The organism is Pseudonocardia wallangbongensis, assembly GCF_054486945.1.
In genome coordinates this window covers 535,398-559,218 of record NZ_JBRERS010000001.1, presented here as the reverse complement: position 1 = coordinate 559,218, position 23,821 = coordinate 535,398, and the positions used below count along the sequence as shown (strand labels likewise).

Below are 23,821 nucleotides of genomic sequence, written 5' to 3'. Positions count from 1 at the left end.
CTCGGCCGCCTACGCCTCGATCTCCGACAACGCCTTGCGGGCCTGCTCGAGCTCGGCCTCCAGCTCGGCGACGCGGGCCGCGCGCTGCGCCCGCGCGGCGTCGATGACGGCATCGATGGGGCCGGCGAGGTCCGCGTGCAGCTCCTGCACCGCCCTCGACACGGCGGACGACGACACGGGCAGGCCGCGGTTGAGCCAGGTGCTGCCCTGCTTGAGCTCGGCCTGCCAGTCGCCGTCGGCGGTGCCGGTGACGGTGAGCGTGAGCTCGATGGTGCGGGTGGACCGGGCGGTGGAGCCCTTCGGCCGGCCGCGGCGGGGCTTGGTGGGCTCGGGGGTGGACTCGGGGGTGGCCGGCGGCTCGACGACGGCGGTCGGGCCGGTGTCCTCGGGCGTGCTCATCGCTACGGCGGGCTCCTTCGTGCGGCTGCGTCGGACGCGGTGATAATAGAACACATGTTCGGTAGGTCCGTCGTCGGGGCGACGTCACCTCCCCGGTAGGCGTTCGTCCGGGCGGCGCGGACGGCGTTGGCGATCACCAGAACCTCGGCGAGCTCGTGCACGAACACCACCGCGGCCAGGCCGAGCACGCCGGTCGCGGCCAGCGGGACCAGCACGCCGATGATCGCCAGCGAGAGGCCGACGTTCTGCACCATGATCGACCGGGCATGCCTGGCGTGGGCCAGCACCTGCGGCAGGTGACGCAGGTCCTCGCCCATCAACGCGACGTCGGCGGTCTCGATGGCGACGTCGGTGCCCATGGCGCCCATTGCGATGCCGACGTCGGCCGTGGCGAGCGCGGGGGCGTCGTTCACCCCGTCGCCGACCATGGCGATCCGGTGCCCGCCGGCGATCCGGGCGAGCAGGCCGGCCTTGTCCTCCGGGAGCAGCTCGGCGTGCACGGTGGTGATGCCGGCCTGCAGGGCGAGCGCACGGGCGGTGTGCCGGTTGTCGCCGGTGAGCATCGCGGTCGAGACGCCGAGGTCGCCGAGCCGGGCCACCGCCTCGCGCGCCTCGGGACGCAGCTCGTCGCGGACGGCGATCGCGCCGAGCACGGCACCGCCGCGCTCGACGAGCACGACGGTGGCGCCTGCGGCCTGCCAGTGCTCGACATCCGCGACGAGTGCGCCGGCCGGTACCCAGCCGGGCCTGCCCAGGCGCAGGGCCGCGCCGTCCAGGGTTCCGGTCAGGCCGTGGCCGGGTACGGCCACGACGTCGTCCGCGGGCCCGGTCTCGCCCGAGGCCGCCAGGATCGCCCGGGCGAGCGGGTGCTCGCTGCGGGTCTCCAGGGCGGCGGCCGCGGTGAGCACATCGGACTCGGCGACCCCGGCGGCCGGGACGGTCGCGACGACCCGGGGCTCGTTTCGCGTCAGCGTGCCGGTCTTGTCCAGCGCGACGGCGCGCACCCGGCCGAGCTCCTCCAGCGCGGCGCCGCCCTTGACCAGTGCCCCGTGCCGGCTCGCCGCACCGACCGCCGCCACGACCGACAGCGGCACCGCGATCGCCAGCGCGCACGGCGAGGCCGCGACCAGCACGACCAGCGCCCGCTCCAGCCACAGCAGCGGGTCGCCGAACAGCGCGCCGGTGCCGGCGATCAGCGCGGCCAGCACCATGATCCCGGGGACGAGCGGGCGGGCGATCCGGTCCGCGAGCCGCTGACCGGCGCCCCTGCGCTCCTGGGCCTCCTCGACGATGTGCACGATCCGCGCCAGCGAGCTGTCCGACGCGAGCGCGGTGGCCTCGACCTCGATCGCGCCGACCCCGCCCACGCCGCCGCCGTTGATCGCGCCGGCGTGCACCGGATCGCCCGGCGCGGCCTCCACCGGCGCCGACTCGCCCGTGATCGCCGAGACGTCGAGGCCGGTGCGGCCGGACCGGATCACCCCGTCCGTGGCGGCGCGCTGCCCGGGCCGCAGCACCATGAGGTCACCGACGGCGAGCTCGTCCGGCGCGACGTGGACCTCGCGGCCGGCGCGCAGGACCGGGACCGTGCGCGGCACCAGCTCCAGCAGGGCGCGCAGCCCTCGCCGGGCCCGCATCACGGCGAAGTGCTCGAGGCCTTCCGCGATCGAGAAGAGGATGGCCAGGAGCGCGGCCTCGTCGAGCCGGCCGAGGGCCACCGCGCCGACGGCCGCGATCGTCATCAGCGTGCCGACACCGATCCGGCGCCGCCCGAGGTTGCGCAGCGCGGCCGGGACGAACGTCGACGCCGCCACCGCGGCGGCGACCAGCTCGGCGCCGGCCACGACGCCGGCCGGTGCCCCCGCCGCGGCGAGCAGCCAGGCGGTCCCCAGGAGAGTCGCGGCCACCGCGGCGAGCCGCAGTTCCCGCACGTGCCAGAGCCCCGACCCGGGGTCGCCGGCCGCTGCGCCACTCTCCGGCGCGTCCGGGCCGCAGCACGCGTCAGCCATGGCCCGCGCCCGCGACCGGTCCCAGGACCGCGCCGGCGAGCGCCCGACCGCGCGCGGTCAGCCGGTACATCACCAGCCGCCCCTGCCGCCGCGACTCCACGAGCTGCGCGATCTTCAACTGCCGGAGGTGGTGCGACACCAGCCCCTGGGACTGCCCGACGACCCACCCGACGTCACACACGCACAGCTCGTCGCCCGCGAGCAGTGCCGTGGCGATGCGCAGCCGGCTGGGGTCGCCCAGGGCGCGGGCCGCCGCCGCGGCCGGCTCGATCTGGCGCAGGCCTGGGAGCTCCTCGCGGATCCGTTCGGCGTGCGGCAGGTCGAGACAGAGCAGGTCACAGGAGTCCGGTTCGGCCACATCGACATACTAATGAGTATCGATATGTCCCGCGAGGGCCGTGTTCGGGTGACGTCGGTCCGATACCGGCGTCCGTGCTAGACATGCAGAAGTGCGCATGTTTCGATGGATGTGTCAGGGGTGATCGGAGGCGTGATGGGGCACGGGCACGGGCATTCGCCGGAAGGCGACCGGACGCGGTTGCGCATCGCGCTGGTCGTGACGCTCGGGGCGGCGCTGCTCGGTGGCGTCGGTGCCGTGCTCACCGGGTCGTTGGCCCTGCTCGCCGACCTCGGGCACCTGCTCACCGACGCGGGAGCGCTGGCGGCGGCGCTCGTGGCGTCCGTGCTGGCCGCGCGGCCGGCGAGCACGCGCCGGACCTACGGCCTGGGCCGCGTCGAGGTGCTGGTCGCCGGGCTGAACGGCATCGCGCTGATCGCCGTCGTCGCCTGGGTCGCCTACGAGGGCGTCAACCGGCTGTTCGAACCGGCCGAGATCCCCGGCCTGCCGCTCCTGGTCATCGGTGGGCTGGGCCTGGTCGGCAACGTCGTGTCGCTGCTGGTGCTCGCCGGTGGGGACCGGCGGAACATGAACATGCGCGGGGCCGCGCTCCACGTGCTCGGTGACGCGCTCGGCTCGGTCGGGGTGCTGGTGGCCGCGGTCGTGCTGCTCGCCACCGGCTGGCCCTATGCCGACACGGTCGCGTCGCTGTTCATCGCCGCCCTGATCGTGCCGCGCACCGTCGGGCTGTTGCGCGAGGTCGGGCACGTCCTGCTGGAGGGCGCGCCGAAGGGCATCGACGTGGGCGAGGTGCAGGAGGCGCTGCGCGGCGTGCCCGGGGTGCGGGACGTGCACGACCTGCACGTCTGGGCCATCAACGACCGCAAGCCCAGCATCTCGGCGCACGTCGTGGTCGACGAGGGCGGCCACGGGCCGTGCGGGGACGGCTCCGTCCTGGACCGGGCGGCGCACGTGCTCCGCGAGCGGTTCGGCCTGTCGCACAGCACGCTGCAGGTCGAGCAGCACTCCCACTCCGGGCACGAGGACCGCTGCGACTGACGGCCCGCGCGATCGTGGACAGCCGCGTCGGCCGACCCGTATGGTGAACTCCTAGTTCGTATTTCGAACGACGGAGGTCGACACATGCTTCCAGCACAAGGGGAGTCGGCGTGATCCCCGCCGATCGCGTGATCATCAGTACCGCGGTGACGGGGTCGGTCCACGTGCCGTCGCAGAGCGATCACCTCCCGCTCACGCCGGAGGAGATCGTCGCGGAGTCGCTCGCCGCGGCCGAGGCGGGGGCGGCGGTCATCCACCTCCACGCCCGGCACCGCGAGGACGGCCGGCCCGCGTTCGAACCGGCCGTCTTCGAGGAGATCATCCCGCCCATCGCGGCGCAGTGCGACGCGGTCGTCAACATCACGACCGGCGGGGCGTCGTCGATGACGATCGAGCAGCGGCTCGCCGCGGCGACCCGGTTCAGCCCCGAGCTCGCCTCCCTGAACATGGGGTCGATGAACTTCGTGTTCTCCGGCATCGCCGACCGGGTGACCCGGTGGAAGCACGACTGGGAGAAGCCGTACGTGGAGAACACCTACGGCCATCCGTTCATCAACTCGTTCGAGCAGATCGAGTACGCGCTGCGGGAGCTGGGGGAGAAGGGCGGCACCCGGTTCGAGTACGAGTGCTACGACATCGGGCACCTGTACACGCTCGCCCACTTCGCCGACCGCGGGCTCGCCGAGCCGCCGTTCCTCATCCAGGGGGTCTTCGGGATCCTCGGCGGTATCGGTGCCGATCACGCGAACCTCACGCACATGGTCGCCATCGCCGACAAGCTCTTCGGCCGGGACTACCACTTCTCCGCGTTCGCCGCGGGGCGACACCAGATGCAGTTCTGCACCCACAGCGCGTGGCTCGGTGGTCACGTGCGCGTCGGGCTGGAGGACAACCTCTACATCGGCAAGGGCGAGCAGGCCAAGAGCAACGCACAACAGGTGGGCAAGGTCCGGGAGGTGCTCGCGGACCTGGGCAAGCAGATCGCGACCCCCGCCGACGCCCGCCGGATGCTGGCCCTCAAGGGGGCCGAGAACGTGGAGCTGCAGCGATGACCGGAGCAGGGTTGCTCGCCGGGAAGGTCGTCCTCGTGGTCGGTGGGAGCACCGGCATCGGGGCCGACTCCGCGCGCGTCTTCGCCGAGGAGGGCGCCTCCGTCATGCTCGCCGCGCGGTCGAAGGACGCGCTCGCGGCACTCACCGACGAGCTCACGGGCGCGGGGCACGACGCCGCGTACACCGCGGGTGACGTCAGCGTCGGGGCCGACGTCGCGCGGTTCGTCGACGAGACGCTCGCCCGGTTCGGCCGGCTCGACGGCGCGTTCAACAACGCGGGCATCAACGGGCAGGGCCGGCTCGACGACGTGTCGGAGGACGACTTCGACCGGATCATGGCGGTGAACGTCAAGGGCACCTGGCTGTGCCTGCGCGAGGAGGTCCGCGCGATGCGCGAGTCGGGCGGGTCGATCGTCAACACGAGCAGCATCGGCGGGTTCCGCGGCAACACGGGGCTCGGCGCGTACCAGGCCACGAAGCACGCGGTCATCGGCTTCACCCGCACGGCCGCCCACGACAACGGGCCGCTCGGCATCCGCGTCAACGTGGTCGCCCCCGGCCCGACCGAGACCCCGATGCTCACGCAGTGGCGCAAGACCGACCCGGCCGCCGTGGAGCGCCGGATCTCGGCGGTGCCGTTGCGGAAGGCCGGCACGACCACTGAGGTGGGCAACGCGGCCGCGTGGTTGCTGAGCGATCGCGCGAGCCAGATCAGTGGCGTCGTCCTGCCGGTCGACGGCGGATACTCTGCATAGATCATGAGCCTTGACGGGAAGGTCTGTCTGATTACGGGTGCGGCCGGGGGCCTCGGCTCCGCCACCGCGCGGCGGCTCGCCGCCGAGGGCGTGCGGCTGGTCCTCGTGGACGTCGACGGCGACCGCCTGGCCGCCCTGGCGGAGGAGCTGCCCGGTCCGGTGCTCGTGCGCACCGGGGACGTGGCGAGCGAGGCCGACGTCGACGCCGCGGTGGCGGCGGGCGTCGCCGAGTTCGGCCGCATCGACCTGCACCACCTCAACGCGGGCATCCCCGGACCGCTGGTCCGGTTGCCCGACCTGTCGGTCGCGGACTGGGACCGCGTGATGGGCATCAACCTGCGCGGGGTGTTCCTCGGGGTGCGTGCGGCGTTCCGGCAGTACGAGGCGCAGGAGGGTGGCGGCGCGATCGTGCTGACGGCCTCGATCGCGTCCCTGCGCGGCAGCGACGACCTGCTCGCCTACCAGGCCTCCAAGCACGGCGTGCTCGGCCTGCTGAAGGGCGCCGCGCTCTACGGGGGGCCGATCGGGGTGCGGGTCAACGCGGTGGCCCCGGGCATCGTGCCGACCGCGCTGTTCGCCGGGGCGGGCACCGGCCCGGGTGGTGGGGACGACATGGCGCGCCGCGCCGCCACCACCCCGCTGCGCCGGCCCGGGACGGGTGACGAGATCGCCTCGGTCGTCGCGTTCCTGTTGGGAGAGGGGGCGGCGTACATGACGGGTGAGGTCGTGTCGGTGGACGGCGGCGCGGCCGCGGTGAGCATCGTCCGCCCGTCCGGGGGCGCCGGGGCGTGGGACCCGGGGCCGGGGGACGCGAGAATGCACCCCGAGCTGGGGTAGCGAGACGACTTCACACACGCTGAGTGGGCTGTCAGGTCTACCGATCGCCGTCGGGCGGCTTCACCCCGAAGACCGCCAGTTGAGTTGCTACCTGGTCGTAGTAGCCCACCAAGGCCACCAGCTCGAAGAGGCCGCGCTCGCCCAGCCCCGCGACGGCCGCGGCGTACTCGGCGTCGTCGAGGGTCTTCCGGTCGAGGAGCGCGGGCGTCGCGGCGAAGACGTGGCGTTCCTCGTCGGAGCGGAACTCGGGTGGGGTGCGGGTGGCGAGCCCCTCGATCTCGGTGTCGGTGAGCCCGGCGGCCCGCCCGGCCCTCCGGTGCGCGTACAGCTCGAAGGGGCTCTCCCGGTGGAAGGCGACGAGCAGGATCGCGATCTCGCAGGCGCGGTCGGAGAGCTCGAGCCCGTACCGCATCGTCCAGCCGACGCGTTCGAACACGCCGGCCAGGGGCGGGCTGAGCAGCCAGGCGTTCGGCGGCCCGATGAGCCCGCCCTCCGGGTGGAGGAGGGAGAAGGACGCCCCGGGCGCGGTGCGCTTGCCGCCGGTGAACTTCGCGTAGACCTCCGCCTGCTCCGGGCTCATGTCGTCGGGGGTGATGCGGGAAAGGCGATCGGTCACAACGGGTCTCCCTCGACCATCTCGTAGCGGTAGCCACCGGCCGGGTCGGTGACGACCCGGCCCGGCGCGGAGTTGGGGAAGTGCGCCGGGAAGAGCAGGACGTCCCGGTCGGCGATGTCGCGCAGCAGTTCCTGCCGGGCCGCGCTCGCGCCCGCCTGGTCGACGCAGAAGTCCGTGCTCCGTTCGGGGAAGGCGAGCTGCAGGGCGTGGTGCACCATGTCGCCCGCGAACACCGCGCGCCGTCCCTCCGACGCGACCTCGACGCACACGTTGCCCGGGGTGTGCCCCGCCGCCGGTACGAGCCGGACCTCGTCGCAGAGCCGCAGGTCCGGCTCCACGAGGTCGAGGACTCCCGCGTCGCGCAGCGGGAGCACGCTGTCGCCGACGTAGTCGCCGAGGCGGGCGACGTCGCCCGCGGCCGCCCCGCCGGTCCAGTGCGCGAGCTCGGCCGCCGTGGTGAGGTGCCGGGCGTTCGGGAACGCCGGAACCCAGGCGGAGCCGTCGAAGCGGGTGGTGAAGCCGACGTGGTCGACGTGCAGGTGGGTGAAGACGACGGTGTCGACCTCGTCCGGCGTCACGCCGGCCCGCCGCAGGGCCGCGAACCACTCGTCGTCGCGGCCGGTGAACAGCGGGTTCGGCCGGTCCTTGCCGTTGCCCACGCCGGCGTCGACGAGAACGGTCCGCTGCGGGGTGCGGACCAGGAAGCCACCCATGTCGATCACGAGGAACCCGTCCTCGCGGTACGGCGGCCGCCAGTACCAGGCGTCCTCGTCGACGGTGTCGAGATCGAGGTCCGGGAAGAACCGGAGCGGGTGGACGCGGTAGTGGAACTGCACCAGCGGCGTGATCGTGACCGCGCCGACGTGGAACCGGTGCAACGGGGTCGCGTCGTTGCGGGCGTGTGCCCGGGCCGGCGCCGTCACCGCTGGGCCGCCGTCTCGCGGATCCCGATGCGGTGCAGGAGCCTGGTGACGAGGAGGTACTTCAGGTGGCTGCCGGGCCATTGGGTGATGTTGGCGCCGTTCGGGGAGTGGTAGTAGTTGCGGCAGCCGGATTCCATGGCGCCGGCTTTGCGGGTGATCTGGTCGTCGATCCAGGTGACGTAGCGGCGTTGGATCCGTTCGTCGGTGTCGACGTAGCCGGATCCGAACTCCAGCCGGCGCACCGCCTTGGCCGCCACCTCGGCCTGCCGTTCCAGCTGGGCGATGATCGAGAAGCCGCCCTTGGTGTTGGGGCCGTAGAGGATGAAGAAGTTCGGGAAGCCCGCCACCGTGACGCCGAGGAACGCCGAGGCGCGGTCCTGCCAGGCGTCGTGGATGCTGCGTTTGTCCAGGCCGCGGACGTCGAGGCCGGCGAGGAACCTGGTCGGCTGGAACCCGGTGCTGGTGATCAGGACGTCGATGTCGTGGTGGGTGCCGCGGGCGTCGACGATGCCGTTGCCGGTCACGGAGGTGACGGGGTAGGGGATCAGGTCGACGTGGGGCAGGTTGAACGCTTCGTAGAACGTGGAGGCCAGCACCGGTCGTTTGCAGCCCCAGGGGTGGTCGGGGGTGACGGCGTCGCGGGTGGCGGGGTCGTGGACGGTGCGGCGGATGTGGTCCAGGCAGCTGCGTCGTTTCTCGTGCTGGGCGCGGCTGGTGGTGTTGTAGGCGCGGAAGCGGGCGATGGACTGGGCGAACAGCCAGCCGCGGTGCAGCCGTTGCGCGCCGGGGATGCGGCGGTAGATCCAGCGTTCGCGGGCGGTGAAGGCGCGTTCGCGTTTGGGTTCGACCCATCCGGGCTCGCGTTGGAACACCCGCAGGGATCCGACGGTGTCGGCGATGCCGGGCACGATCTGGGCGGCGGTCGAGCCGGTGCCGACGACGGCGACGCGTTTGCCGGTCAGGTCCAGGTCCGGTGGCCAGTGCGCGGTGTGGAAGCGGGTGCCGCGGAAGTCCTCGAGGCCGGGCCAGTCGGGGTGGTTGGGGACGTTGAGCAGCCCGAGCGCGGAGATGACGACGTCGAAGGTGTCGCTGTCGCCGTCGGCGGTGCGCACCTCGTACCGCGTTTCGGCCTCGTCCCAGGTGACGTCGGTGACCTTGGTGTTGAGCCGGATGTGGGGGCGGAGCCCGAAGGTGTCGACGACGTGGTTGGCGTAGCGCAGCAGTTCGGGTTGGCGGGCGTGGGTGTGGGACCAGTCGTGGCGCAGGAAGGAGAAGCTGTAGGCGTGGGAGGGGATGTCGACCTCGCAGCCGGGGTAGCGGTTGTCGTACCAGGTGCCGCCCACGCCGGCGGACTGTTCGAACACCACGAAGGTGGCCGAGGTGCGTTGCCGGAGTTTGATCGCGGCGGCGATGCCGCCGAAGCCGGCGCCGATGATGGCGACCCGGATGCAGCGTCGGGGCACCCGCCTCATGGTGCGAGCTCGTTCGCCTCGGTGAGGACCCGTTCGGCGTGGCGGAAGGCCTGCAGGGCTGCGGGTGCGCCGCAGTAGGGCGCGGTGTGCAGGAGCAGTTCCTGGATGTCGGCCACGGAGCAGCCGTTGGCCAGGGCGCCGCGCACGTGGGACTCGAACTCGGTGGAGCGGCCCTGCGCGGTCAGGATCGCCAGCGTGACCAGGCTGCGGGTGCGCCGGTCCAGCCCGTCGCGGGTCCACACGTCCGCCCACACCGCCCCGGCGATCCAGTCCTGGGCGGGACGGTTGAACTCGGAGGCGTTGGTGTAGTTCCGCTCGACCAGCTCGGCACCGAAGATCGCGCGCCGTACGTCCAGCCCCTCGGCGATGCTCGCGTCACCGTCGTCGCGCATCAGCTCACGCCGATCCGGGAGACGGCGGACATCAGCCGCTCGGACACCGCGTCGTCCTCCTCCTCGGGCATGAACACGGCCAGGCCGATGACCGCGAGCGTGGCGACGATGGCGCCGTCGGCGGTGAGGATCGGGGCGGCGATCGTCTTGAACCCGCCGCCCGCGTAGACCTGGCGCGCCGTCAGCAACCCGCCGACCGGCCGCAGCCCCTCGTCGTCGACGGCGCGCAGGCGCCCGGTGCCCCGGCCCAGCTTGTGGTAGGCGGCGAAGACGCGGGACTGCGCGGCGTCCGGCGGCAGCGAGCGGCCCACCTCGACCGAGATCGTGGTGATCCGGCTGTTGTCGGGCACCACGCGCGCGATGACCGGGGCGCGCCCGCCCCAGACGCTCAGCACGACGGTGTTGTGGATCTCCCGGCCGAGCTCCTGCATGACCGGCCCGGCGGCCTCCAGCACGCCCAGCCGGGACAGCGCCAGGGTGCCGAGCCTGCTGAGGACCGGGCCGAGCTCGTACGTCGTGGCGTCGCGCCGGCGCAGGAGCCCGCGCTTCTCCAGCGACACGAGGTACCGGTGCGCGGTGGAGCGCCCGACGCCGAGCACCTTGGCCGTGATCTGCGTGTCCAGGTACGGCGAGTCCGGGTCCAGGCAGTCGAGCAAGGTCGCGATCCGGGCGACGACCTGGATGTCGCCGCCCGACGCCTCGCCGTCCACCTGCGCCTCTGCCTTCCCCATACGCACCTCCACACCGTCGCGTATCTCGGGACTATGGTCGCGCCATGCGCGACAGCGAATGACGCTAGTTGAGCGCATTGCCGTGGTCAATGCTCTTCAGGCAGTGTTTGTCAGGCAGTCGGACGATCTGGGAGGAAGCGAATGACTGAACGGGTTGCGCTCGTGACCGGTGCCGCCGGTGGCGTCGGGAGAGCGGTGGTCGAGCTGCTCGCCGGCCGCGGCTACGCCGTGGTCGCCACCGACATCTCGCCGGCCGTCTCGTCCGCCTTCCACGACCTCGCGGGCGTCGTCCCGGTGGTGGGCGACGTCGCCGACAGCGCGTCGGCGCAGCGGGCCGTCTCCGTCGCCGAAGGCGAGTTCGGCCGCCTCGACCTGCTCGTCAACAACGCCGCGCGGTTCCTGCGGAAGCCGGTCGGGGAGTCGACCGACGCCGACTTCGACCTCCTGTTCGCCACCAACGTGCGCGGGGCCTTCGTGCACTCCCGTGCGGCCGCGGAACCTCTCGCCCGGACCCGGGGCGCGATCGTGAGCGTCACGTCGATCTCCGGACTGGTGGGCATGCCGAACCAGTGCGTCTACGCGATGACGAAGGGCGCGCTCGTCCAGCTGACCCGGCAGCTCGCCGTCGAGCTGGCGCCGCGGGGCGTCCGCGTGAACGCGGTGGCCCCGGGTGCGATCGACACGGACTTCATCGCGGAGGCCAGGGCGGCGGACCCGGATCCCGAGGCGACGGCCGCCGCCGTGGTGGGCCGGCACCCGCTCGGCCGGATCTCCACGCCGCTGGACGTCGCGCGGGCGATCGGCTTCCTTGCCTCGCCCGACGCCGACGGGATCACGGGCACCGTCCTGAGCGTCGACGGCGGGTACGTGGCGCAGTAGCCGCCTGTCGCGCATCGCGGGACACGGACGCGGACTGAATCGATACGCGTCGCCGAGTCGCTGCTGCCCCTTGCGCAACGGAAGCGCTCGGTGCAAGTCTGCATCGCGAACACGATGTTCGTAACTCGAACATCATCACGGCATCGTGACGACCCGGCGCGCAATCGATGGAGATCTGCCCATGGCCATGTTCCGAGAGCTGCTCCGGTCCTCCGACCGGCCGGTCGTCGGCACCTTCGTGAAGATCCCGGCGCTCGAGGTGGCGGAGATCATCGGCGACGCCGGGTTCGACTTCGTCATCATCGACACCGAGCACGCGCTCCTCTCGGTCCGGGACGTCTACGCCCTGCTGGTCGTGTACTCGCGCATGGGCGTGGCCCCGCTCGTCCGCATCACCGACCACGGATACGGGGACGCGCAGCGCTACCTCGACGCGGGCGCCGCGGGCGTCCTCGTGCCGCACGTCTCGAACGCGCGGCAGGCGACGGACACGATGCGCCAGTTCCTGTTCCCGCCCGAGGGCACGCGCGGCATGGGGTACGCGGCGCGCGCCGGGCTGTGGGGCAACCTGCCCGGCGGCGCGGCCGAGTACGTGCGCGGCGGTCAGGAGGACGTCGCCCGGATCGCCATGATCGAGGAGAAGGAGTCCGTCGAGGACATCGCGGGGATCCTGGCCGCGCCCGGCGTCGACGGGGTCTTCATCGGCCCCGGCGACCTGTCCCTCTCGATGGGGGAACCGGGTGGCTCACCCGCCGTCCACGACGCGGTCACCAAGTGCATCGCGGCGGCGGTCGAGGCCGGGGTCCCGGTCGGGACCGTGGTGGCGGGCGAGGACCAGATCCGGCTGCGGGCCGAGCAGGGCTGCCGGTTCATCCTCGTCGGGAACGACACCGGCATGCTCGGCGCGGCCGCTCGACGAAACATGGCGACGGCCCGTTCGGCCCTCGCCGCACCCACCGTCGACGAGGAGGACTGAACACAGATGGCCTACACGAAGGACGACCCCCGATCGGCACTGGCGGGGCCCGGCGGGGCCGCGGGGCCGGTGGCGGGTGACGGCATTGCCGCTCCCGAGTACCTCGACTTCTCCGTGCTCCCCCCGGACGTGGTGTCCGCCGCCGGCAGCAGCCAGTGGATCGTCCGTGGGCAGAACTTCGTGCTGATCTACACCGAGCCGGCCGCGGGCGACCTGATCTGGAAGTCCACGCTGCGGACCGAGCAGGTGCTGCTCCTGATCGACGAGAACAGCGCCATCAGCGGGACGACCGGCACCGGTGACACGCACGAGGTGACCGGCCCCGCGCTGGTGGTCGTGCCGCCGGGGGAGAGCGCCATCACGAGCACCGGCACCGGCCCGGTCACCGCGCTGCTGCAGGCGGACGAGACCGAGTGGGCCGCCAAGGCGTCCAACGCCGCGGCGTACGAGGCTCCGCACCCGCACGTCGCGCCGCTGGAACCCTGGCCGGAGCCCGTGGGCGGGTACCGGTGGCGGACCTACCTCATGTCCGACGTGCCGGAGGACCCGAAGCGCTTCGGGCGCATCTTCCGGACCCGCGCCTTCATGGTCAACTTCATGGACGCGCGGCCCGGCCCGCGCGACCTGTCGAAGATGTCGCCGCACTTCCACGACGACTTCGAGCAGGCCAGCCTCGTGGTCGCGGGCACGTACGTCCACCACATCCAGACCCCGTGGGGCACCGACGGCCGGACCTGGCGGCCGGAGGACCACGTGCAGGTCGGCAGCCCGTCGGTGACGATCATCCCGCCGCCGACCATCCACACGTCGCAGGCCGTCGCGTGGCGGTCGAACCACCTCATCGACATCTTCTCCGGCCCGCGCCACGACTTCTCGGCACGGCCGGGGTGGGTGCTCAACGCCGACGAGTACCCGGGCCCGGTCGACTGACCCACCGCGCAGTTCCGGTCGTGCCGCACGTCGTGCGTCACGGCGATATCGGCAGTGCCTGATGCGGTCCCGCTGTCTTTCATTGGTCGAAGGAGACCAGTCATGTCCGAGAGCACGTCCGGCCTCACCGCGGAGACGGACCCCGAACTCCGAGGACGGCGGCGGCGGGCGGTCCTGAGCGCGTGGGCCGGTTTCGCCATCGACTCGTACTCGATCTACATCGCGTCGTCGGTGCTGTTGCCCGCACTCGTCTACTTCCAGGGCGACATGTCCGTGGAAGCCAAGTCGATCTTCGCGGGCATGACGCTGGCCGTCACCCTGCTCGGGCGCCCGCTCGGCGGGCTGATCTTCGGGCACTTCGCGGACCGGATCGGGCGTCGCCGGATCGGCGCCATCACGATCTACGGGTTCGGGGTGATGTCGCTGCTCATCGCCTGCCTGCCGGGCGCGGAGCTGATCGGGGCGGTACCGGCGACCACGTTGCTGCTGGCGCTGCGCTTCATCGAGGGGATCTTCCTCGGCGGCGAGTACACCGCGGCCACCCCGATGGCCCTCGAGCACACCGCGTCCCACCGGCGGGGTCTGACCGGTGCCATCATCCAGTGTGCGGCGAGCGGTGGTCCGCTCCTCGTCGCGGTCTCGATGGCCCTGACCCTGATGATCGCACCCAGCGGCGGCGTCGACTCGCCCTACGTGCAGTGGGGCTGGCGCCTGCCGTTCGTCCTCGGCTTCGTCCTGTCGATCCTGGTGGCCTGGTTCCTGCGCCGCAGGGTCGAGGAGTCGGCGATCCAGAAGGAAGCGGTGGCCCAGGCGGGCAAGCAGCAGAAGTCGCCGGTGCGGATGATCCTGCGCGGCAAGCCCGGCCGGGCGTTCGTCCAGGCCTGGGTGACGATGACGGGCCTCTTCTTCGTCGTCACGATCAACAGCAGTGTCCTGAACCAGTTCCTGCTCCAGAACGAGGGTTACACGCCGGCGGACCTGGCCAACACGCAGCTGATCATCCCGGTGGCCATGGCCTCGTACATCCTGTTCGGATGGCTCTCCGACCACATCGGCCGGAAACGGGCGCTGTACATCGGAAGCACCCTGCAGATCGTGCTGTACCCCTTGGTGATCACGGCCATCGGTTCCGGGACGGTCGACGGGTGGTTCAACCTGACCCTGCTCGCGGTGGCCGGGCACTGCCTCACCGTCGCTCCGTTCGGGGTGCTGCCGGCCTACATCAACGAGCGCTTCGCCACGATCGTCCGCTCCACCGGATGGGGCGTGGCCTACGGCACCGCGGTGATCATCCCGTCCTTCTTCTCCTACTACATGATCTGGCTCAGCGCGCTCGTGCCGTTCGTGTACACCGCGGGCATCCTCGCCTCGCTCGGCGGGATCCTCATCCTCGTCGCCACCCTGTGCGGCCCTGAAACGCGGGGGATCGACCTGCGCAAGGCGGGCCATGACGCGGAGCGGGTGCCCGAGCCACCGGTCGCCGCCGCGGCCACGTCGTCCCTCGCCCCGGCGAAGGAGCAGGGGTGACGCCGACCTACGAGGAGCTGGCCCGGCGCACCGACGCCCCACCGGGGTCGTCGTGGGAGCTGTTCGGGCCGGGCGACCAGCTCGGGACGCTCAACTTCCTCACCGAGGAGCGGACCGCGGCCGCCGCCCGGATGGTGCGCCGGGGTGCGACGTTCAACCTCGACTACCCGCTCAACACCTTCGTGCCGAACAGCATCTCCGGCACCCGTCCCGCCACCGAGCACCACATCTTCTCCAACAACCCGCACCACCGCGACGACTGGGTCGACTCGTTCTACCTGCAGTCGACGTCCCAGGTCGACGGTCTGCGGCACATCCGGCACCCCCGGCACGGCTTCTACGGCGGGGTGCCCGACGACGCCGTCGCCGTGGGCACGGCCGACCTCGGAATCCACCTGCTGGCCGAGAAGGCGATCGCGGGGCGGGGGATCCTGCTGGACGCCGTGCGCTACCACGACAGCATCGGCGACCCGCTCGCGCTCGGGAAGCTGACCAGGTTCACCCCGGCCGACCTGGACCGCATCGCCGAGCACTGCGGCGTGACGGTCCAGCCGGGCGACGTCGTGCTCCTGCGCACCGGGTTCGCCGAGAGCTGGCTGCGGCTCCCGGCCGAACGGCGCGGCGAGCGGGGCGCCGGCGGGGCGGGCCTCGACCAGTCCGAGGAGATGCTCGCCTGGCTGTGGGACCACCGGATCGCGGTGATGGCGTCGGACAACGGGGGCCTGGAGTCGTACCCGGTGAACCCGTCGTCCGGATGGGTCGACCCGGACGAGCCGCCGCCACCGCGGGGCCCCTCGCACAACGGGATGCTGCACCGCCCGCTCATCGGCCTGCTCGGAATGATCATCGGCGAGCTGTGGAAGCTCGACGAGCTCGCCGCCGACTGCGCCGCCGACGGCAGCTACGAGTTCATGGTGACGGCGAAGCCGCTGAACCTCGTCGGTGGGGTCGGCTCCCCGCCCAACGCCATGGCAATCAAGTGAGCAGGGCAATCAAGTGAGCAGGGCAATCAAGTGCGAAAGGGGCAGTACCTCATGACCCAGACAGCTTCCGGCCTGTGGGACGAGACGCTCGACGCCGATCGGTTCGTGCCCGACGCCGAGGCCGACGGGTTGCTCGCCGGTGGCGTCGACCTGCACACGCACCCCGGCCCCAGCCCGTTCCCGCGGCGGATGTCGATCCTCGACGCCGCCACCGACGCGGCGACGGTCGGGTTCCGCGCCATCGTCTGCAAGTCCCACCACCACAGCATGCAGAGCGACATCCTCGCGCTGGGGCCGGTCGGGCTGGCCGACACCGGCGTGCAGGCGTTCGGCGGCATCGCGCTGAACCGGACCGTCGGCGGGCTCAACCCGTACGGGGTCGAGCTCGCGCTGCGGATGGGTGGCCGGGTGGTGTGGTTCCCGACGATCTCCTCCCCGGCGCACCTCGAGTTCCACCAGCACAACCACAACAGCGGCTTCCCCGTCGCCGGCATCCCGCTGCGCGACAACGAGCCGATCAGCGTGGTCGGGGCTGACGGCGCGCTCGTACCGGAGGCGCAGGACATCCTGTCGGTGATCGCGGCGGAGTCGGCGATCCTCAACTGCGGGCACCTGCCCGCCGACCAGATCGACGTGCTGATCCCGGCCGCGCTCGCGGCGGGCGTCGAGCGGATCGTCGTCAGCCATCCCGACTTCATCGTCGGTGCCTCGCCCGAACGGGTCGGCTCCTGGTGCCGCCAGGGAGCCAACGTCGAGCACTGCCTGGCCATGGTGGCCAAGAAGGCGTCGGACGTCCCGCCCGTGGAGAAGATCAGCGGCTTCCTGCGCGAGGCGGGCGTCGGGCACACCATCTTCTCCTCCGACCTGGGGCAGAAGAACAACCCACTGCCGATCACGGCGTACCGGCGGATGGTCCGCGCGATGCTCGACGCGGGCACCGCGCAGGACGACATCAGGGCGATGGTCGGTGGCAACGCGGCGGGGTTGCTGTTCCCGTGACCGGCGGGGCGTGCTGGGTATAGTCGCTGAACCCGCACGCAGAGGAGGACGGTTGACCAGCGGCTCGGGTGGCACCGGCGACATCCAGGCGGTGCAACGGGTCGGGCAGCTGCTGGCCCTGTTCACCGTCAACCGGCCGCGGCTCACGGTGGCCGAGGCGGCATCCCTCGTCGGGCTGAACCGCAGCACCGTCAGCCGCTACTTCGGCTCCCTCGTGCTGGCGGGCGTCCTGGCCCGCTCGCGCGGGGAGCAGGCGGCCTACGAACCCGGCCCGCTGCTGCTCCAGCTCGGCGCCGTCGCACACGGGCAGCGCCGGGTGCTCGACCTGGCGCCGATCCACATGCGTCGGCTCGCCCACGAGACCGGGCTGACCACGGTGCTCTCCCTGCGCGGGTCGGAGGGCCCGGTGGTCTCCCTCGTCAGCGAGGTCGGCACGAGCCCGATCCTGGTCACGGTGCGGGTCGGCACCACCCTCGGGATGGACTCGGCCCAGGGCCACCTGTTCCTCCGCTTCTCCAAGGACCAGGAGGCGATCGCGAGGTACTGGGACAGCCTCGACCCCGTCAAGCGGCGGCGCGTCGAGGCCGACGTGGCCGCCGCGGGCGCGCTCGGCCTGGCCCGCGCCCTCGCGCCGATGGGTGGCCTGGGCATCCTCGCCGCACCCGTGTTCGACGACCACGACGTCGCCGCCACCATCGCGGTGGTCGGCGTGGAGCCCGAGGTCCCCGAGATCGCCACGGCACTGCGCCAGGCCGCGTTCCGGGTCACGGCCGAGATGGGCGGTACCGACGTCTGGAGGTCGCTCATCCCCGGCGACTTCGATGAGGTCGCCCGGTCCGTCGAGGCCTCGTAGCCGAGGACCACCCGGGCTCGCTACTCGACCCGTCTTGATTCGTTCAAGGGACAGGGCCACGCTGGGGCGCGGTGCCAACGATGTCGGACCTCGAGCACATGCTCCGCGGGGCCGCCCTACGGGTGACGCGGCCTCGGCTGGCGGTGCTGTCCGCGGTACACGACCACCCGCACTCCGACACGGTTTCGATCATCGGGCTCGTCCGGGAGGACCTCGGCGAGGTGTCCCACCAGGCCGTCTACGACGTGCTGCGCGCGCTCACCGCGGTGGGCCTCGTGCGGTGCATCGAGCCGCCGGGCTCGGTGGCTCGCTACGAGGCGAGGGTGGGCGACAACCACCACCACGTCGTGTGCCGGTCGTGCGGCGCCATCGCCGACGTCGACTGCGCCGTCGGCGACGTGCCCTGCCTGACCCCGTCCGACGGTCAGGGCTTCGCGATCGACGAGGCCGAGGTCATCTACCGGGGCCGGTGCCCCGAGTGCGTCGCGGCACTCGGCTGAGCGGAGCTCGCGGGGCGATGGGGCGACACAGCGCGAGACAGGAGATGGAGCGGACGTGACCGAGAGCATCAGCGAGTCCGAGAACCCGGCGATCCCTTCCCCGACCCCCGAGGTGCCCCGTCCCAGGACGAACCGGGACTGGTGGCCGAACCAGCTGGACCTCACGGTTCTGCACCAGCAGTCGCCCCGGGCCAACCCGATGGGTGCGGACTTCGACTACCGCGAGGAGTTCGCGACCCTCGACGTCGAGGCGCTGAAGCGCGACGTCGCCGAGCTGTTGCACACCTCCCAGGACTGGTGGCCCGCCGACTACGGCAACTACGGGCCGATGATCGTCCGGATGAGCTGGCACGCCGCGGGGACGTACCGCATCCACGACGGCCGGGGTGGCGGTGGCCAGGGCGCCCAGCGCTTCGCGCCCCTCAACAGCTGGCCCGACAACGCCAACACCGACAAGGCGCGCCGCCTGCTCTGGCCGATCAAGGAGAAGTACGGCCGCAAGATCTCCTGGGCCGACCTCATGATCTTCGCCGGCAACGTCGCCTACGAGTCGATGGGGTTGAAGACGTTCGGCTTCGGCTTCGGACGGGAGGACAGCTGGCAAGCCGAGGAGATCTTCTGGGGCTCCGAGGACACGTGGCTCGGCGACGAGCGCTACAGCGGTGACCGGGAGCTCGCCGAGCCGTTCGGCGCCGTGCAGATGGGCCTGATCTACGTGAACCCGGAGGGGCCGAACGGCAACCCCGACCCGCTGGCGTCGGCCCGCGACATCCGGGAGACCTTCTCCCGAATGGCCATGAACGACGAGGAGACCGCGGCGCTCATCATCGGCGGGCACACCGTCGGCAAGTGCCACGGCGCGGTCAGCCCGGAGTACATCGGGCCGGAGCCCGAGGGCTGCCCGGTCGAGGCGCAGGGCCTCGGCTGGAACAACTCCTACGGCAGCGGCAACGGTGTCGACACGATGGTCGGCGGGCCGGAGGGCGCCTGGACCACCGAGCCCACGAAGTGGGACAACGGGTACCTGGAGATCCTGTACGGGTACGACTGGGAGCTGACGGAGAGCCCCGCCGGGGCGAAGCAGTGGACCCCGAAGAACCCGGAGGCCAAGGGCACCGTGCCGGATGCCCACGACCCGGCGACCCGGCACGCCCCCATGATGTTGACGTCGGACATCGCGTTGAAGGTGGATCCGATCTACGGGCCGATCACCAGGCGTTTCCTGGAGAACCCGGACGAGCTGACGGACGCGTTCGCGAGGGCCTGGTACAAGCTGCTGCACCGCGACCTGGGACCGGTCTCGCGCTACCTCGGCCCGTGGGTCGCGGAGCCCCAGATCTGGCAGGACCCCGTCCCGCCGGTGGATCACGAGCTGATCGGTGCCGCCGACGTCGCGGCGCTCAAGGAGAAGGTCCTCGCCTCGGGGCTGTCGGTCTCCCAGCTCGTCTCCACCGCGTGGGCGGCGGCGGCCAGCTTCCGCAGCACCGACAAGCGCGGAGGGGCCAACGGCGGGCGGATCCGCCTCGCGCCGCAGAAGGACTGGGAGGTCAACGACCCGGACGAGCTGGGCAAGGTCCTGCAGACCCTCGAGCAGGTCCAGCGGGACTTCAACGGCTCGCAGGCCGCGACGAAGGTCTCGCTCGCCGACCTCGTGGTCCTGGGCGGGTGCGCGGCGGTCGAGAAGGCGGCCAAGGATGCCGGGCACGACGTCACCGTGCCGTTCACGCCGGGGCGCACCGACGCCTCGCAGGAGCAGACCGACGCCGACTCGTTCGCGGTGCTGGAACCGAAGGCGGACGGATTCCGCAACTACCTGCGGGCCGGGGAGAAGCTGCCGCCGGAGACCCTGCTGGTGGACCGGGCCTACATGCTGAACCTCTCCGCACCGGAGATGACGGTGCTCCTCGGCGGCATGCGGGCGCTGAACGCCAACTTCCGGCGCAGCGAGCACGGCGTCCTCACCGACCGCCCCGAGACCCTGACCACCGACTTCTTCCGCAACCTGCTCGACATGCGGACGGAGTGGAAGGTCTCGGAGACGGAGAACGTGTACGAGGGCCGGGACCGGCACAGCGGGGAGGTCCGGTGGACCGCCACGGCCGCCGACCTCGTCTTCGGCGCGAACTCCCAGCTGCGGGCCATCGCCGAGGTCTACGCGAGCGCCGACGCGAAGGAGAAGTTCGTGCGTGACTTCGTGGCGGCGTGGGACAAGGTGATGAACCTCGACCGGTTCGACCTCCGCTGAGGACCGAGCATCGCGGGCATGATCATTGCTTCGGCGCGAGAACGGGCGAATTTGGCCCGCGAATGCGCCGAATCGTCGATCATGAGCTCGGAGAGCCGCGGCGGCACGGAGACCGCTTCGCGCAGGGACATCACGTCTGCAGCCGCCGGACCAACCTCGAAGCAGGCGGCGGCCATGGACCGGGTCGACCCCGTCCACGTGCCGCGCAACCACGTGGTGGAGGAGGCGTTGACCGCGGCCACCGCCGGGGACATGGCGCCGTTCCACCGCCTCGTCGAGGTCGTCTCGAGCCCGTTCGACGAGCGCCCGGGGCTGGAGCGTTACGCCGAACCGGCGCCGGCCGGGAGCCGGCCCCACATCACGTACTGCGGGACCTGACGAACCGGGCGACGGCGTCGCGTGGCTGTATCGTCCGTGATGTCCGGACCACTGAACGTGCATTGAATAATGCGGAACAAAGTCGCAGACGGGCATTTTCCTCGCAAACGTGAGAATTTGCTCCGGTGGTCGCCATGATTGGTCCGGTCGGCGGTCGGAATGCGTTTCTCCGGCTGCCCCGCGGGTACTCCGACCCTGTCGTATGAGCATGTCGGCAACGAGAGGGGCTGACGATGGCATCCCAGGGAACAGAAACACGAGCGGGGTTCGTGCCGCGCCAACGTGAGCCCGAGGGGGGCCCACCCCCGACCCCGGGTCCGGAGGTCCCGCTGACCAGGGTCGAGCCCACTCCCGTCGCCGATCCCGCCGGCCTGGGGCTGGCGGCGTTCGCGCTCACGACGTTCCTGCTGTCCGCGGTGAACGCGGGCTGGACCGAAGCCTCCGCCTGGGTGGCGTTCGCCGCTGCCTACGGCGGCCTGGTGCAGCTGCTCGCCGGCATGTGGGAGTTCCGCAACCGCAACGTCTTCGGGGCGGTGGCGTTCTCCACCTACGGCGGGTTCTGGCTGGGCATGGCCTTCTTCGCCCAGCTCATCGAGCCGACGCTCGGCCCGGGGCAGGCGTCGGTCAACGTCGGCTGGATCCTCGTCGCCTTCGCGATCTTCAACACGTACATGCTGGTCTGGAGCACGCAGGTCAACACCGCCGTGTTCCTCGTCTTCCTCACCCTGGAGATCACCGAGATCGTCCTCGCCGTCGCGGAGTTCACCGGCGTGGGCGTCCTGACCGTCATCGGCGGGTACCTGGGGGTCCTCACCGCGCTCGTCGCCTGGTACGCGTCCGCCGCGATCGTGATCAAGGGGACCGCGGGCTGGGTGGTCCTGCCTCTGGGCGGGAAGGTCTTCGACCTGTCCTCGATGGCACCGCCACCGGCCGCGACCCGGGCGGGGCAGCCGCTTCCGCAGTGACCCGGCGATCCGCGGGAGGCGGTGCCACGTGACGACCGAGTCGACCAACATCGATGCCCTGTTGCTCGAGGAGCGGACCTACCCGCCGCCCCCCGACTTCGCGCGCGAGGCCAACGCCCAACCCGACGTCTACCGTCGTGACCCCGATGAGTTCTGGGAGACCGAAGGGCGGGAACGGGTCACCTGGTTCACGCCTTTCGAGCAGCTCAAGCAGTGGGATCCGCCGTATGCCCAGTGGTACCTCGGCGGAAAGCTGAACGTCTGCTACAACTGCGTCGACCGCCACGTCGAGGCGGGCAACGGGGACAAGATCGCCTACCACTGGGAGGGCGAACCCGCGGACACCCGGCGCGACCTCAGCTACGCCGATCTGCAACGCGAGGTCACCCGCTTCGCCAACACGCTGCGCAAGCTCGGCGTCCAGCGGGGCACGCCGGTCGCCATCTACCTCGGCATGATCCCGCAACTGCCGATCGCGATGCTGGCCTGCACCCGGATCGGTGCACCGCACACCGTGGTGTTCGGGGGCTTCTCCGCGGAGTCGCTCGCCGCCCGGATGAACGACATGAAGTGCCAGGTCCTCATCACCCAGGACGAGGCGCTTCGCCGGGGCCGGCCGGTGTCCCTGAAGTCGATCTCGGACGAGGCGATGGCCGCGGCACCCGGCGTCGAGACCTGCGTGGTGGTGCGGCGCACCGGCACCGAGGTCGCCATGACCGACGGCCGCGACGTCTTCTACGACGAGGCCGCCGCCGACCGGTCCGACGACCCGGCGTCGTGCCCCTGCGAACCGATGGACGCCGAGGACCTGCTGTTCCTCATGTACACGAGCGGGACGACGGCCACCCCCAAGGGGATCGTGCACACCACGGGCGGCTACCTGGTCGGCACCAGCACCACCCACCACTACATCTTCGACATCAAGCCGGACACGGTGTACTGGTGCGCCGCGGACATCGGCTGGATCACCGGCCACAGCTACATCGTCTACGGCCCGCTGTGCAACGGGGTGACGAGCGTGCTCTACGAGGGCACCCCGGACTTCCCGGACAAGGACCGCTGGTGGGACATCGTGGAGCGCTACGGCGTCACGGTGCTCTACACCGCGCCGACCGCGATCCGCAGCCACATGAAGTGGGGCCCGGAGTACGCCGAGCGGCACGACCTGTCGACGCTGCGGTTGCTCGGCAGTGTGGGCGAGCCGATCAACCCGGAGGCCTGGATCTGGTACCGGGACCACATCGGCGGCGGGCGCACCCCGGTCGTCGACACCTGGTGGCAGACCGAGACCGGGCAGATCCTGATCACCCCGCTGCCGGGCGTGACCACCCTCAAGCCCGGCTCGGCCACCAAGCCGTTCCCGGGCGTGCAGGCGGCGGTCTACGACGAGCAGGGCAACGAGGTGGGACCCGGCGGGGGCGGGTACCTCGTGCTCACCGCGCCGTACCCGGCGATGCTGCGCGGGATCTTCAACGACCCGCAGCGGTACCGGGAGACGTACTGGTCGAAGTACCCGGGAGGCGTCTACTTCGTCGGCGACGGCGCCCGCGTCGACGAGGACGGCGACTTCTGGCTGCTGGGCCGGGTCGACGACGTCATGAACGTCTCCGGCCACCGCATCTCGACCATCGAGGTGGAGAGCGCGCTCGTCGACCACCAGGACGTCGCCGAGGCGGCGGTCTGCGGGCGGGTCGACGCGCAGACGGGGCAGGCCATCGTCGCCTACGTCAGCCTGAAGGGCGGCCGGGAAGGGACGCCGGACAAGCTCGCCGAGCTCCGCGACCACGTGGGTCGCAAGATCGGCAAGATCGCGGCGCCGGCGAACATCGTGTTCACCCCGGACCTGCCCAAGACCCGCTCGGGGAAGATCATGCGACGGTTGCTGCGTGATGTGGCGGAGAACCGCTCGCTCGGCGACACCACCACGCTCGCCGACCCGGACGTGGTGAACGAGATCAAGGATCGGGCGACTGCGGAGGCCGCCAAGGAGGGGTGAGGAGCGCC

24 protein-coding genes are annotated in these 23,821 nt (G+C 71.6%); 16 read left to right on the top strand and 8 right to left on the bottom strand.

The genetic code is table 11. The annotated features are described in order from the left end of the window. Positions 1–9 precede the first annotated feature (9 nt). Genes ACU436_RS02725 through ACU436_RS02715 form a run of 3 tightly spaced genes read right to left on the bottom strand, consistent with a single transcriptional unit; the run spans position 10 to position 2,766 of the window. The gene (locus tag ACU436_RS02725; RefSeq protein ID WP_459021231.1) at positions 10–399 is read right to left on the bottom strand and encodes a DUF6319 family protein; all 390 of its coding nucleotides are present in this window, start codon (positions 397–399) and stop codon (positions 10–12) included. A 2-nt stretch (positions 400–401) separates the two neighbouring features. Continuing rightward, positions 402–2,408 carry a heavy metal translocating P-type ATPase gene (locus tag ACU436_RS02720; RefSeq protein WP_459021229.1) on the bottom strand — a complete coding sequence of 669 codons (2,007 nt, stop codon included), beginning with the start codon at positions 2,406–2,408 and terminating at the stop codon, positions 402–404. After that, the gene (locus tag ACU436_RS02715; protein WP_459021227.1) at positions 2,401–2,766 is read right to left on the bottom strand and encodes an ArsR/SmtB family transcription factor; all 366 of its coding nucleotides are present in this window, start codon (positions 2,764–2,766) and stop codon (positions 2,401–2,403) included. Before ACU436_RS02715 ends, ACU436_RS02720 begins: the two co-directional genes overlap by 8 nt. A gap of 120 nt (positions 2,767–2,886) precedes the next feature. On the opposite strand from ACU436_RS02715, the gene ACU436_RS02710 reads away from it, so the two are divergent. The 4 genes from ACU436_RS02710 to ACU436_RS02695 all read left to right on the top strand — a co-directional run bounded on the left by ACU436_RS02710 (position 2,887) and on the right by ACU436_RS02695 (position 6,448). Continuing rightward, on the top strand, positions 2,887–3,804 hold the full coding sequence (locus ACU436_RS02710) for a cation diffusion facilitator family transporter (protein ID WP_459021225.1): 918 nt from the start codon (positions 2,887–2,889) through the stop codon (positions 3,802–3,804). Positions 3,805–3,914: 110 nt separating this feature from the next. Beyond that, entirely contained in the window at positions 3,915–4,856 is a 942-nt protein-coding gene (locus ACU436_RS02705) for a beta-keto acid cleavage family enzyme (RefSeq protein WP_459021223.1), read from the top strand. After that, on the top strand, positions 4,853–5,611 hold the full coding sequence (locus ACU436_RS02700) for an SDR family NAD(P)-dependent oxidoreductase (protein ID WP_459021221.1): 759 nt from the start codon (positions 4,853–4,855) through the stop codon (positions 5,609–5,611). The genes ACU436_RS02705 and ACU436_RS02700 overlap by 4 nt, the downstream gene beginning before the upstream one ends. A 3-nt stretch (positions 5,612–5,614) precedes the next feature. After that, complete coding sequence (locus ACU436_RS02695; RefSeq protein WP_459021219.1) at positions 5,615–6,448, top strand: SDR family NAD(P)-dependent oxidoreductase; 834 nt, start codon at positions 5,615–5,617, stop codon at positions 6,446–6,448. A gap of 37 nt (positions 6,449–6,485) precedes the next feature. Here the strand turns inward: ACU436_RS02695 and ACU436_RS02690 are convergent, their stop codons facing one another. The 5 genes from ACU436_RS02690 to ACU436_RS02670 are packed head-to-tail and all read right to left on the bottom strand — an operon-like array spanning position 6,486 to position 10,582. Continuing rightward, positions 6,486–7,064, bottom strand: a complete 579-nt coding sequence (locus ACU436_RS02690; protein ID WP_459021217.1) for a carboxymuconolactone decarboxylase family protein — start codon at positions 7,062–7,064, stop codon at positions 6,486–6,488. After that, the gene (locus ACU436_RS02685) at positions 7,061–7,987 is read right to left on the bottom strand and encodes an MBL fold metallo-hydrolase (RefSeq protein ID WP_459021215.1); all 927 of its coding nucleotides are present in this window, start codon (positions 7,985–7,987) and stop codon (positions 7,061–7,063) included. The genes ACU436_RS02690 and ACU436_RS02685 overlap by 4 nt, the downstream gene beginning before the upstream one ends. Then, complete coding sequence (locus ACU436_RS02680) at positions 7,984–9,450, bottom strand: flavin-containing monooxygenase (protein WP_459021213.1); 1,467 nt, start codon at positions 9,448–9,450, stop codon at positions 7,984–7,986. The genes ACU436_RS02685 and ACU436_RS02680 overlap by 4 nt, the downstream gene beginning before the upstream one ends. 5 nt (positions 9,451–9,455) lie before the next feature. After that, positions 9,456–9,851 carry a carboxymuconolactone decarboxylase family protein gene (locus ACU436_RS02675; RefSeq protein WP_459021211.1) on the bottom strand — a complete coding sequence of 132 codons (396 nt, stop codon included), beginning with the start codon at positions 9,849–9,851 and terminating at the stop codon, positions 9,456–9,458. Continuing rightward, positions 9,851–10,582, bottom strand: a complete 732-nt coding sequence (locus ACU436_RS02670) for an IclR family transcriptional regulator (protein WP_459021209.1) — start codon at positions 10,580–10,582, stop codon at positions 9,851–9,853. The genes ACU436_RS02675 and ACU436_RS02670 overlap by 1 nt, the downstream gene beginning before the upstream one ends. A 141-nt stretch (positions 10,583–10,723) precedes the next feature. On the opposite strand from ACU436_RS02670, the gene ACU436_RS02665 reads away from it, so the two are divergent. The 12 genes from ACU436_RS02665 to acs all read left to right on the top strand — a co-directional run bounded on the left by ACU436_RS02665 (position 10,724) and on the right by acs (position 23,813). Continuing rightward, positions 10,724–11,461: an SDR family NAD(P)-dependent oxidoreductase gene (locus ACU436_RS02665; protein WP_459021207.1), complete on the top strand. Its 738-nt coding sequence runs from the start codon at positions 10,724–10,726 to the stop codon at positions 11,459–11,461. 181 nt (positions 11,462–11,642) lie between these two features. Then, positions 11,643–12,437, top strand: coding sequence for an HpcH/HpaI aldolase family protein (locus tag ACU436_RS02660; RefSeq protein WP_459021206.1), 795 nt, complete (start codon positions 11,643–11,645; stop codon positions 12,435–12,437). 6 nt (positions 12,438–12,443) lie between these two features. Then, entirely contained in the window at positions 12,444–13,367 is a 924-nt protein-coding gene (locus tag ACU436_RS02655) for a hypothetical protein (protein WP_459021204.1), read from the top strand. A 102-nt stretch (positions 13,368–13,469) separates the two neighbouring features. Continuing rightward, positions 13,470–14,894: an MFS transporter gene (locus tag ACU436_RS02650; protein WP_459021202.1), complete on the top strand. Its 1,425-nt coding sequence runs from the start codon at positions 13,470–13,472 to the stop codon at positions 14,892–14,894. Beyond that, the gene (locus ACU436_RS02645; RefSeq protein ID WP_459021200.1) at positions 14,891–15,877 is read left to right on the top strand and encodes a cyclase family protein; all 987 of its coding nucleotides are present in this window, start codon (positions 14,891–14,893) and stop codon (positions 15,875–15,877) included. The genes ACU436_RS02650 and ACU436_RS02645 overlap by 4 nt, the downstream gene beginning before the upstream one ends. Positions 15,878–15,928: 51 nt before the next feature. Next, complete coding sequence (locus ACU436_RS02640) at positions 15,929–16,876, top strand: DUF6282 family protein (protein ID WP_459021198.1); 948 nt, start codon at positions 15,929–15,931, stop codon at positions 16,874–16,876. Positions 16,877–16,928: 52 nt separating this feature from the next. Continuing rightward, complete coding sequence (locus tag ACU436_RS02635) at positions 16,929–17,729, top strand: IclR family transcriptional regulator (RefSeq protein WP_459021196.1); 801 nt, start codon at positions 16,929–16,931, stop codon at positions 17,727–17,729. 71 nt (positions 17,730–17,800) lie between these two features. After that, complete coding sequence (locus ACU436_RS02630; RefSeq protein ID WP_459021194.1) at positions 17,801–18,229, top strand: Fur family transcriptional regulator; 429 nt, start codon at positions 17,801–17,803, stop codon at positions 18,227–18,229. Between the two features lie 55 nt (positions 18,230–18,284). Then, complete coding sequence (katG, locus tag ACU436_RS02625; RefSeq protein WP_459021192.1) at positions 18,285–20,474, top strand: catalase/peroxidase HPI; 2,190 nt, start codon at positions 18,285–18,287, stop codon at positions 20,472–20,474. Between the two features lie 174 nt (positions 20,475–20,648). Further along, positions 20,649–20,852: a hypothetical protein gene (locus ACU436_RS02620; protein ID WP_459021190.1), complete on the top strand. Its 204-nt coding sequence runs from the start codon at positions 20,649–20,651 to the stop codon at positions 20,850–20,852. A 269-nt stretch (positions 20,853–21,121) separates the two neighbouring features. After that, entirely contained in the window at positions 21,122–21,817 is a 696-nt protein-coding gene (locus ACU436_RS02615) for an acetate uptake transporter (protein ID WP_459021188.1), read from the top strand. A 28-nt stretch (positions 21,818–21,845) separates the two neighbouring features. Then, on the top strand, positions 21,846–23,813 hold the full coding sequence (gene acs / locus ACU436_RS02610; RefSeq protein ID WP_459021186.1) for an acetate--CoA ligase: 1,968 nt from the start codon (positions 21,846–21,848) through the stop codon (positions 23,811–23,813). Positions 23,814–23,821 lie beyond the last annotated feature (8 nt).

Bases quoted from the DNA above. Each gene is read 5' to 3' on its own strand.
- ACU436_RS02725 (WP_459021231.1), bottom strand. From the start codon at position 399: ATGAGCACGCCCGAGGACACCGGCCCGACCGCCGTCGTCGAGCCGCCG.
- ACU436_RS02665 (WP_459021207.1), top strand. From the start codon at position 10,724: ATGACTGAACGGGTTGCGCTCGTGACCGGTGCCGCCGGTGGCGTCGGG.
- ACU436_RS02695 (WP_459021219.1), top strand. From the start codon at position 5,615: ATGAGCCTTGACGGGAAGGTCTGTCTGATTACGGGTGCGGCCGGGGGC.
- ACU436_RS02620 (WP_459021190.1), top strand. From the start codon at position 20,649: ATGGACCGGGTCGACCCCGTCCACGTGCCGCGCAACCACGTGGTGGAG.
- ACU436_RS02650 (WP_459021202.1), top strand. From the start codon at position 13,470: ATGTCCGAGAGCACGTCCGGCCTCACCGCGGAGACGGACCCCGAACTC.
- ACU436_RS02720 (WP_459021229.1), bottom strand. From the start codon at position 2,408: ATGGCTGACGCGTGCTGCGGCCCGGACGCGCCGGAGAGTGGCGCAGCG.
- ACU436_RS02640 (WP_459021198.1), top strand. From the start codon at position 15,929: ATGACCCAGACAGCTTCCGGCCTGTGGGACGAGACGCTCGACGCCGAT.
- ACU436_RS02660 (WP_459021206.1), top strand. From the start codon at position 11,643: ATGGCCATGTTCCGAGAGCTGCTCCGGTCCTCCGACCGGCCGGTCGTC.
- ACU436_RS02675 (WP_459021211.1), bottom strand. From the start codon at position 9,851: ATGCGCGACGACGGTGACGCGAGCATCGCCGAGGGGCTGGACGTACGG.
- ACU436_RS02700 (WP_459021221.1), top strand. From the start codon at position 4,853: ATGACCGGAGCAGGGTTGCTCGCCGGGAAGGTCGTCCTCGTGGTCGGT.
- ACU436_RS02670 (WP_459021209.1), bottom strand. From the start codon at position 10,582: ATGGGGAAGGCAGAGGCGCAGGTGGACGGCGAGGCGTCGGGCGGCGAC.
- ACU436_RS02655 (WP_459021204.1), top strand. From the start codon at position 12,444: ATGGCCTACACGAAGGACGACCCCCGATCGGCACTGGCGGGGCCCGGC.